Origin of the sequence: uncultured Clostridium sp., from assembly GCF_934754925.1 — a bacterium.
Taxonomy (GTDB): domain Bacteria; phylum Bacillota; class Clostridia; order Clostridiales; family Clostridiaceae; genus Clostridium.
The window spans coordinates 1-10,004 of record NZ_CAKVJA010000064.1 but is presented as its reverse complement, the minus strand read 5'-3'; the positions used below and the strand labels follow the sequence as shown (position 1 = coordinate 10,004).

The 10,004-nt window shown below is 27.5% G+C and carries 12 protein-coding genes; 1 reads left to right on the top strand and 11 read right to left on the bottom strand.

Going from position 1 to position 10,004, the window contains the following annotated elements:
- The 6 genes from cbiB to cobT form a co-directional block, all read right to left on the bottom strand.
- Window positions 1-809: adenosylcobinamide-phosphate synthase CbiB (cbiB, locus tag Q0G30_RS13215; protein WP_294390938.1), on the bottom strand; the 809-nt coding region annotated here is incomplete at its 3' end.
- Window positions 810-828: 19 nt separating this feature from the next.
- Window positions 829-1,431 carry a histidine phosphatase family protein gene (locus Q0G30_RS13210; protein ID WP_294390933.1) on the bottom strand — a complete coding sequence of 201 codons (603 nt, stop codon included), beginning with the start codon at window positions 1,429-1,431 and terminating at the stop codon, window positions 829-831.
- Window positions 1,432-1,560: 129 nt separating this feature from the next.
- Entirely contained in the window at window positions 1,561-1,938 is a 378-nt protein-coding gene (locus tag Q0G30_RS13205; protein WP_294390930.1) for a bifunctional adenosylcobinamide kinase/adenosylcobinamide-phosphate guanylyltransferase, read from the bottom strand.
- A gap of 63 nt (window positions 1,939-2,001) precedes the next feature.
- Window positions 2,002-2,787: an adenosylcobinamide-GDP ribazoletransferase gene (locus tag Q0G30_RS13200; protein WP_294390928.1), complete on the bottom strand. Its 786-nt coding sequence runs from the start codon at window positions 2,785-2,787 to the stop codon at window positions 2,002-2,004.
- Window positions 2,788-2,861: 74 nt separating this feature from the next.
- Window positions 2,862-3,458 carry a bifunctional adenosylcobinamide kinase/adenosylcobinamide-phosphate guanylyltransferase gene (locus Q0G30_RS13195; RefSeq protein WP_294390924.1) on the bottom strand — a complete coding sequence of 199 codons (597 nt, stop codon included), beginning with the start codon at window positions 3,456-3,458 and terminating at the stop codon, window positions 2,862-2,864.
- 8 nt (window positions 3,459-3,466) lie between these two features.
- Complete coding sequence (gene cobT / locus Q0G30_RS13190; RefSeq protein WP_294390921.1) at window positions 3,467-4,567, bottom strand: nicotinate-nucleotide--dimethylbenzimidazole phosphoribosyltransferase; 1,101 nt, start codon at window positions 4,565-4,567, stop codon at window positions 3,467-3,469.
- A gap of 109 nt (window positions 4,568-4,676) precedes the next feature.
- On the opposite strand from cobT, the gene Q0G30_RS13185 reads away from it, so the two are divergent.
- Entirely contained in the window at window positions 4,677-5,534 is an 858-nt protein-coding gene (locus tag Q0G30_RS13185) for a choline kinase family protein (RefSeq protein WP_294390918.1), read from the top strand.
- Between the two features lie 89 nt (window positions 5,535-5,623).
- On the opposite strand, the gene Q0G30_RS13180 is transcribed toward Q0G30_RS13185, so the two are convergent.
- The 5 genes from Q0G30_RS13180 to Q0G30_RS13160 all read right to left on the bottom strand — a co-directional run.
- Window positions 5,624-5,980, bottom strand: a complete 357-nt coding sequence (locus tag Q0G30_RS13180; RefSeq protein WP_294390915.1) for a hypothetical protein — start codon at window positions 5,978-5,980, stop codon at window positions 5,624-5,626.
- 240 nt (window positions 5,981-6,220) lie between these two features.
- Window positions 6,221-6,559, bottom strand: coding sequence for a hypothetical protein (locus Q0G30_RS13175; RefSeq protein ID WP_294390911.1), 339 nt, complete (start codon window positions 6,557-6,559; stop codon window positions 6,221-6,223).
- A 192-nt stretch (window positions 6,560-6,751) separates the two neighbouring features.
- Entirely contained in the window at window positions 6,752-8,098 is a 1,347-nt protein-coding gene (locus Q0G30_RS13170) for an MATE family efflux transporter (protein ID WP_294390942.1), read from the bottom strand.
- Between the two features lie 155 nt (window positions 8,099-8,253).
- The gene (locus Q0G30_RS13165; RefSeq protein ID WP_294390908.1) at window positions 8,254-9,711 is read right to left on the bottom strand and encodes a PLP-dependent aminotransferase family protein; all 1,458 of its coding nucleotides are present in this window, start codon (window positions 9,709-9,711) and stop codon (window positions 8,254-8,256) included.
- 12 nt (window positions 9,712-9,723) lie between these two features.
- Window positions 9,724-10,004, bottom strand: a 281-nt coding sequence (locus Q0G30_RS13160; protein WP_366014071.1) for an ATP-grasp domain-containing protein, incomplete at its 5' end; no start/stop codon positions are given.

Genomic DNA, 10,004 nt, shown 5'->3' with positions numbered 1-10,004 from the left:
TCTACAAGCTTTCCAAAATAATAGTTTGCACCACCTAATTGAACATTTAATGCTCCTGCTACAGCTGCTTCCGGATGAGCACTATTAGGGCTACTATGATTATTTTTATCTCTTTTATAAATTTTAAAACTATTTTTGTAATCTAAACCTAAAACAAAAGACACTATAACTATAAAATATCCACTTAATCTTGCCGGAATGTAATTAAATACATCATCTAACTTCGCTGGAAAATATCCAAATTCAATATATTTATCATTTTTATATCCAAACATTGAATCCATTGTATTTACAGCTTTATATAAGAAAGCTAATGGAGCTCCCCCAATTCCAACATAAAAAAGTGGAGCAATAACTCCATCAGACATATTTTCAGCTACTGTTTCTACAACAGCTTTTAATATAGCCTCTTTATCTAAGTTTTGAGTATCTCTTCCAACTATATATGATAATTGCTTTCTTGCACCTTGAATATCATCTTGTATTATATATTTAACAACCTTTAACCCTTCAACTTTAAGGGCCTTTGTTGATATACAAAAATAAATCATTATAGCTGATAATATTATTCCTAAAACATTATTAATAGCATAAGCACCTTTTAATAAAAAATAATTAAATAAAAATACAATTACTACTACTGTTATCCAAGTTAATAATCCTGCTATTCTTAATGATTTTTTCAATACTTTCCTAAAGAACTTTTCTATTCTCTTACACAAGGAACCTATTATTCTAATCGGATGAATTGGGTTCTGTGGATCTCCAATTATTAAATCCAATAAAAAACCTAATATTATTTCTATCATTGTTCTAACCTTTCTTTAATTAAATATTATCTATATTTATAATTTTAGATTTATTATCACTTTTCTCTATAGTTAAAGCATATCCTCTTCCACATGCTGGTTGGTATTCATAAAAACTCTTACTACTATCATAAAAAACTTCTAATATAGTACCTATTGTTCCTCCATGAGAAATTAAAACTGCTGTACTTATACTTTCTTTATAACACTTTTCTACAAGGTTATTAAATGCTTCTTTTATTCTTTCCCTATATTGAATTTTACTTTCTCCATTAGGGCATGATACTTGTCCATCTTTATCAGTAATCCAATTAATATATTCTTTATTTTCTTTTAACATTTCATAGCTTTTCATTTCAAAATCACCAAAGTCATATTCCCAGAATTCATTAATTTTACAATAACTCTTTTTAGGATATAAAATTTCTAATGTTTCATTTGCTCTTTTTGCTCCACTAGTAAAAAAATTATTACTTTCTGGATACTTTATTTTATTTTTAATATCATTTAACTCTATTATTCCATTTTCACTTAAACCTATATTACTTTTTCCACAGTAAAGATGTTTTTCATTTGCTTCTGTTTTTCCATGCCTTATTAAATATAGCACTAATTTTTCCATAATCTTATTTTCTCCTTATATTTATCTCTTACGAGAATATCACTTTTAAGTTTTTTCTACAACCAACTCTAAAAAAAGAAAAACCAACAAATAATATTGTTGATTAAACTTAGTTCTATAAATTTATAATCACTCTTTAATTATTGTTGGTATACCACAAAATATTCTATATACATAGGAGGATTCTTTTGATAAATATTGAAGACATCTTCCTGTTTCTTCTCTCCAAATTCTATCTTCTTTTTTTAATGGAACTATTCCACTTGAAATCTCATCTGAAATTATTATTTTATCTTTAAATAGATTTATATTTTTCTTTATATACTCAAGTGAATTTGTATCTTTTAATATATTGTTATATGTAAATTTATGAAGTCCACAGATAACTTTTTTTGAAAAATCTATTTCATCTTCACCACAGTAAAATATATCATCTTTATTAATATTAAACTTATCTTTAACAAACTCTAGTTTTCCATTATATGCTCCACCAAAAACTAAAACCATAATTTTCTCCTTAAAACTAAACTTATGATATTTATACTTCCTGAATTTATATGACCTTAATAGTTATATAAAACTTAAAATTAAAAGTCCAATGGTTTCTGCAATAACAAGTCCATATCCAGCACTATCACCTGACATTCCATCAAACTCTTTAGTTGCATTATTAACTAAAAAAGTACTTATTAAAATCATTGCTAAACTCATTATCAATCCATATATCCCTAAAATAACTATTGCAACTATACTTGATATTATTAAACATGTTAATAATATCAACTTATCTACTTTCCCTGTTCCTTGTTTAAAAAATGCTCCTAATGAACTTCCTTTCATAGACTCCTTTGATAATAATAAATATCCCATTAAACTTCTTGAAATAATAGGTATTAAAATTAATCCAATAGCACTTATTTTAATATTAATACTACTATTATTATTTATACTATTGTTTATTACAGTATAAAGTGCAGAAAAATTTACTACAAATAACATTACTACGGATATAACTGCAAAAGCTCCCGTATGAGGATCCTTTAATATTCTTAACTTCTCTTCTTTATCCCTTCTAGATAATAGTGCATCACAAACATCCATATATCCATCTAAGTGAAGCATACCAGTTAATATAAATGGTGTTATTAAAGTAATTGCAGTTGTTACCATTATACTTGCCCCTAATAAATTAAGTAATCTAAAAACTCCATACCAAATAATCCCTACAATTAATCCTATTGCAGGATAAAACTTCATTATATTTTTTCCACCCTCATCATCCCATTCATATCTCGGTAGTGGAATGACAGTAAACATACTTATTGCCATTAAAAATCCCTTAAAATATTTCTTCATTTTTCCTCCTTACAATAAATGGGTGTACCTCCGGGGTCAATCCAAAATTTGGATTGGCCCCGGAGGTGCTCCCATTATATGGTTTTATTTTTATGATAAATTATATTTCCATAAGCACATTCAATTACAGTATCTGCTAATGCTGCTAACTTTCTATTTATAATTCCTATTTCTTTTCTAAAACTTTCTGTATAACAATCATATTGAATACTATCACTAAATAAATAATCTGATACTATAACTACATTACCTGCTGCATTTATAATTTCTAATACTCCTGATAATATTTCCTCACTAACTTCTTTAAAAAACTCATTTCCTTGAAACATATAATTTGTAACAAGGGATGTTACGCTATCTATTAAAACAGTATCATTTTTTTGTATACCTTCAGAAACTCTACTCATATTTTTTGTTTCTTCTATTGTATTAAACCCATACCCTTCTCTTTCTTTTAAATGATTTTCTATTCTTTTTAAATCTTCTAAATCATATGGATTCATTGTTGCCACATAATATAATTTTCCCCTTTTTATTTGGGTATTTTCATGTAAATCTACCTCTAAATCCCCTTCTAAATGTATTTTAGAAGATTCATTTAATGATTTAGCTAAATCCTGCGCAAACATTGATTTTCCACTTTTAGCTCCACCAACTACTAAAGCAATCATATTAACTCCTAAACTATATAGTTTTCTTCTCCCCTAACTTCTTCTAAATAATCATCATTTATTTCTGCTTCATCAAAAGTAGCCATATTGTTCATCATAGCTAAACTAAATTCAACTATAGAAAAAGCTATTGGGCACCCACTACCTTCCCCTAATCTCATATCTAAATTAATCATAGGCTCTAAATTTAATTCTCTCATTGCAATATTATAACCAATCTCTTTAGAACAATGTGAAGGTATTAAATATTCCCTTACTAATGGATTTATTCTTACTGCTGCTAATGCTGCAACTGCTGAAATAAATCCATCTATAACTATGGGTACTTTATAATAAGCAGCTCCTAAAAATACTCCAATCATTCCTGCTATGTCAAATCCACCAACCTTAGCAACTACATCAACAGGATCATTCTTATTTGGTTTATTAACTCTAATTGCTTCCGATACTACCCACTTTTTCTTTTCAAATGCCTCTTTAGTTATTCCTGCCCCTTTTCCAACAGCCTCCTCAATGCCACAACCAGTTAAACCTACAAGAACTGAACTACTTGTTGTGGTGTTTCCTATTCCCATTTCACCAACACCTAATATATCGTATCCTTCTTCATAAGCATTCTTTGCCATTTCTATTCCTATATTCATTGCTTTTACACATTCATCATAGCTCATAGCTTGTCCCTTCGCTATATTATAGGTACCCATTCTTATTTTTCTATCTATCGCTCCTGGGATTTTTTTATCTGTATTTACTCCAATATCTACTACCTTTAAATCACAATTATTTTCCTTAGCAAGTACAGCTACCCCTGTTAATCCTCTTGAAAAATTAATTGTTTGTGCTAATGTTACACTTTGAGGTGCTGAAGCAACACCTTCCTCTACTACCCCATTATCTGATGACATTATAATAATACACTTTTTATTTATAGAATTTTTTATCTTACTTGTAATCCCGGCAAACTTTATTGCTATATCTTCTAATTTTCCTAAGCTCCCTAAAGGCTTTGCCAATGAATCAACTCTTGTTTTTGCCATCTCCATGGCTTTTTCATTTAATCCAGTTATATTATCTACAATATATTTTAATTCTATTTTTTTATTTTCCATTATTTCACCCCAATTATTTAAAACACCTTCTTTTTTTGTTATAATACTTTATTATTTGTTTAAATGTCAACAATGATATATTAAGCAACTTTTCATTTAGGAGAACAATATGAACACTGCTTTAATAAAATTTTTAAAAACCGAGCTTAAATGGAATATAATAAATATATCTTCTATAGAAAGAATAGGTGGTCTTAGTAGTGAAAACTATAAAGTTCATTATAAGCACAATAATTATTTTGTTAAAATATGTACACATAATTATTTACATATCGATAGAAAAAATGAGTTATCAATATTAAATAAAGCTGAGAAAATCAATATAGCCCCTCATCTATACTACTTCTCCACTGAAACTGGAAATATGGTTAGTAGTTGGATTCCTGGTGATATGCCATCTTTAACTGATTTTTCTTCTACTGACTTTTTACACAGACTTTCTTACTCCTTAAAAAGCTTTCATAATTTGAAATGCGAGAAATACTTTAATCCATTTGATCATATAAGAAAAAGAGTGAATATATGTAAAAAATCAAATCTTTATTTACCGAACTCTATAGATATGCTTCTAAATCATTTAACTAGATTAGAAATTAAACTTAATAAAAACCCTTTAATTGGACTGTGCCATAATGACTTAAATGCTTCAAATATTCTTTTAAGTAATAATAATTTATATTTTGTAGATTTTGAGTACTCTTCCATGGGAGATATATTTTTTGACTTAGCAACCATATGTTGGTTTTTTACTGAAGATTCAAGAAAACAGCTACTTAAATTTTATTTTGGTGAATTTAATAATACATATTATAAAAGGCTCTTAGATTATCTATTTGTAGTTAAGTTTTATAATGCTAGTTGGTCATTATTAAAATCTCAAGATTCTAATTCTAACTATGATTATTTAGCTGGAGCTAAAATGATATTTAAAGAATTACTAGATTATAATTCTATAAGAAAATTTTAATTAAAGCAAAAACTCCCCTTGATATTAAAACCCAAGGGGAAAAATCAATTTGCGTTACCGCCATTTTTAAACAAATTAGTATATCACTCTTATATTCCATAATGAATTACATACTTGTTTTCTTTTATTGCAATATTAATTTTTCTTATCAACTTATCAAGTTCATTAGATTTAAATTGTTTATTAGCTCTCATAATAATTTTCTTAAATTCCTTTAATGAACTTGGTGGTATAATAGTTGTACCACAATAATCTAGTCCTAATGCGGGATGTTTTTTTACATGAAAGTATGTTTTTAAATGTCCTAATTCCTTTAAATACTTTATTATTACCTCATCTATTAATTCATCACTAACCGATATACAGTTATACTTTTCAGGTTCATAATCACTATACCACTTATCATCTTCAAATCTTTCAATAATTCCAAAATCATGTTTTGCCAAGTTTTTTCCTCCTCATAATTCACCTTATAAATTTATATTTCATTTTTTATACCTTAATTATAAATTCAAAATCTTAATCCTTTATTAATATATAATCAAATTTTTAACTATAAATTACAAAAAGGGCATACTTTATTATACTTTTCATCCTTATAGTATTTTTTACAATACATTATTAATGTCTCTTAGCATATTTATACTATATATTAAAGAGAATAACATTTCTGTTATTCTCCCTATTTATCTCTTTTTAGAGTTAGAATTAGAATTGCAATTATTATCCATACAATTTTGTAGTAAATCATTAATACAATTTGTTAATTGACAATTTGAATTCATTAAATAATTGTTAGCCATCTGATTGTTCCATGCATATAAAAATATTAGTAATAATATCAATCTCATAAATTGGCATCCATAACACTGTAGTAAGTTTAATAATTGACATGCATAAAACTCATTAGCGGCATCAGTATCACTAGTGTCATCACAATAACTTGAACAAAGCTCTTTTAACTGATCTTCATCTAAGTTATTTATAATATCATTTAAAGTATCTGTAGTTCCTAATGTACTCAATTTTCTTCTCCTCATAACTTAGCTTACACTTCATAATACGCCAAATTTACTAACATTGGTACAAATTTCCACTAATTTTAAATCAACATTTGTAACGATTTTCTTTATACATACTTACTTTATTTCTATGATTAAATAAAAAAGGTGATATAAAATAATCTAAAATCATTTTATATCACAGTTAATTAAATCCTAAACTTTAATATTTCCATGTTTTAATAGGTTTCTTATTCTTTTAAAATAAGTAATTGCTAATGGAATTTCAGCTGCAAGCCAAGCAACTGGATCTGCTAAACATATACCCATAAATCCTAAATATTTTGGTAATGTAAATGCAACTATAGCTCTTGCTATAAGTTCATATGCTCCAGCCATCATTGGTACAAATGAATCACCTATACCTTGAAGAGCATTTCTATGTATAAATATTAATCCTAAAGGTATAAAGAATATAGCTGATATATCAAGTACTTGTTGAGCATATTTTAATATTTCAGTATCTGGATTACTTATAAACATCATAACAAAATATTTCCCAAGGAATATTAAAACTGCCCCAGCAATAATACTTGTAATAACTGAAATTTTAGTACATGCTTTAACCCCTTCTTTTATACGTCCATACTCTTTTGCACCAAGGTTTTGTCCACAATAAGTAGCCATAGTAACACCAAAAGTAATTGCTGGTTGCATCACAAGTTGTAATGCCTTTGATGCTGCTGTATATGAAGCTATAACTGTAGATCCAAACACATTTAAAGCACCTTGAACTGTCATTATTCCTATAGCTGTTATAGAAAATTGAAGTGCCATTGGAATACCCACCTTTAAATGCTTATGATAATATCTTCTTTTAACATTAAAATCTTCTTTTTTAAGTCTTAAAATAGTAAATTTCTTATAAGTATAAATTAAACAAAGTATTGCAGATATACCTTGCGAAATAATAGTAGCATATGCAGCACCTGCAACTCCCATTTTAAAGTTGATTATAAATACTAAATCTAAAATAACATTTAAAACTGAAGATACTATTAAGAAGTATAATGGTGTCTTACTATCACCTAATGCTCTTAATATACTTGCAATTAAATTATATGCAACTGTTGCTATAACTCCTCCATAAATTATTTTTATATATATGTAAGCATCAGTCATAATATTTTCAGGAGTGTTCATTAATTTTAACAGTGGTTTTGCTCCTACTAAACTTACTAATGTAACTATAATTACTGAAATAACGGTTAAAGTTATTGCACTAGCAACAGCTTTACGAAGACCTCTTTCATCTTTTGCACCAAATCTTTGTGATACTAATACTGCAAATCCGCTAGTTAATCCTGTTGCAAATCCATTAACTAAAAACACCATAGATCCTGTTGATCCAACTGCTGCTAAAGCATCAACACCTACAAATCTACCAACTATTATAGTATCTACCATACTATAAAACTGTTGGAATATATTTCCTATCAACAAAGGTATTGAAAATAATAATATTAATTTAATGGGATTTCCCTTAGTCATATCATTTGTCATATCGTTTTTCATTTCATCATCGCCCCCTAAAGTTTTATTTCACCAATTAAATAGAATATCATCTTTATCATACTTTTGCAAAACAAATTTTAAGAGGCATTAATATTTTTTTACATCTTAAAACTCCCTCTTATAATTACTGTTTTAAAATATGTTTATTTTAAATTTTTCTTCTTTAATTTTTCACTTACTTCACCTATAATTTTAATACCTTGTTCTATCTCTTCAATAGATAATCTAGAGAGTCCCAATCTTAAACTCTCTTTACAACTATCATCTACTGAAAATATATCTCCTGGTGTAAATATAACCCCCTTTTCATAACACGCCTCTAAAAGTTGTCTTGAATCTACATCCTCTATTCTAATATAAATATGTAGTCCGCCCTCTCCCCATACAAATGTTGGGTTAATATATTTATTAATACATTTTATAGCAAACTCATATTTCTCTTTATATACTTTTCTAACCTTTTTTATTTGCCTTTCAAAAGCTCCGCAACGTAAATACTCATAAAGTATTCCTTGATCTAAAAATGATGTATGAATATTTTTGCACCTCTTTACACTTTCTAATATATCTATAACATTTTTATCTGCAAGAATCCATCCTACTCGTATACCTGGAAATAATATCTTAGAAAAACTTCCTATATAAACAACTCCACTTCCTCCATTATCAAGAGCTGCTATTGGAGATACATGGGTACTATTATATAAAAGTTCTTCATTAAATCCGTCCTCTATTATTGGAACATTATACCTTTTAAATAAATTATAAACAGAATATCTTTTTTCCCCTTTCATTACAATTCCAGTTGGATTATGATATGAAGGAATTAAATATCCAAACTTTATATTATTAGCTTTTAACTTATTTTCTAATTCTCCAATATCTACACCCTCTTCAGTCATAGAAACTCCCACTACTTCAATTCCATGAACCTTCATAATTTTAATAGCTGTATTATGAGTTGGATTTTCACAAATAATTTTATCGCCTTTATTTGTATATGCAGTAAGAAGCATCTCCAATCCCTCTGTAAATCCATTAGTTATTATAATATCTTTACCTCTTGTATCTACACCTTTTGTATTCATATATTTTAAAAGGTATTCAATAAGAGGCTTATAACCCTTTGCATATCCATAATTTAAAATCTTATGTCCTTCTATTGAAATTCTATTTAAAAATGCTTTTTTAAACTCTTCCATATCAAATAGTTCACCATCCGGTGATATACTTTTAAAAGATATTAAATTTTTTTCCCATGGAATTTCACTTTTTACAATATCTAATTTTTCTGCAAGATTTCCATAATCATTTGCTTTTTCACTCCACGAAACCTTCCATCCATCTTCATTTATTGACTTAACTTCTGAAACGAATGTTCCTCTTCCCTTTACAGTATATAAAATACCTTTCTCTTCAAGATTTTCATATGCAGTTATTACAGAATTTCTACTTACTCCAAGCAATTTAGAAAGCTCCCTTGTAGCAGGGAGCTTTCCATTTGATACAAGAAGATTACTATCAATCATACTCCTTATATAATTTTCTATTTGTAAATATAACGGTTCTTCATCATTAAAATCTATTTTAGAAAATATCACTTCTCACAACTCCTAAATTAGTGAACACTCTATTATTTTATCTAATAATTCACTAAATTCTAATCCACGTACCTTTGCACTTTTAGGAATAAGACTTTGTGTTGTCATCCCTGGAAGTGTATTTACTTCTAGCAAGTAAGGTACTCTATCTCTTATTATCATATCAATTCGTGCATAACTATTGCAACCTAAAATATCCCAAACTTTTTTTGATATGTTATTAATTTTTTCTTGTAACTTTTCTTCTAATAGAACTACTTCCTCTTCTACTCCATTTTTCTCATACTTAGATG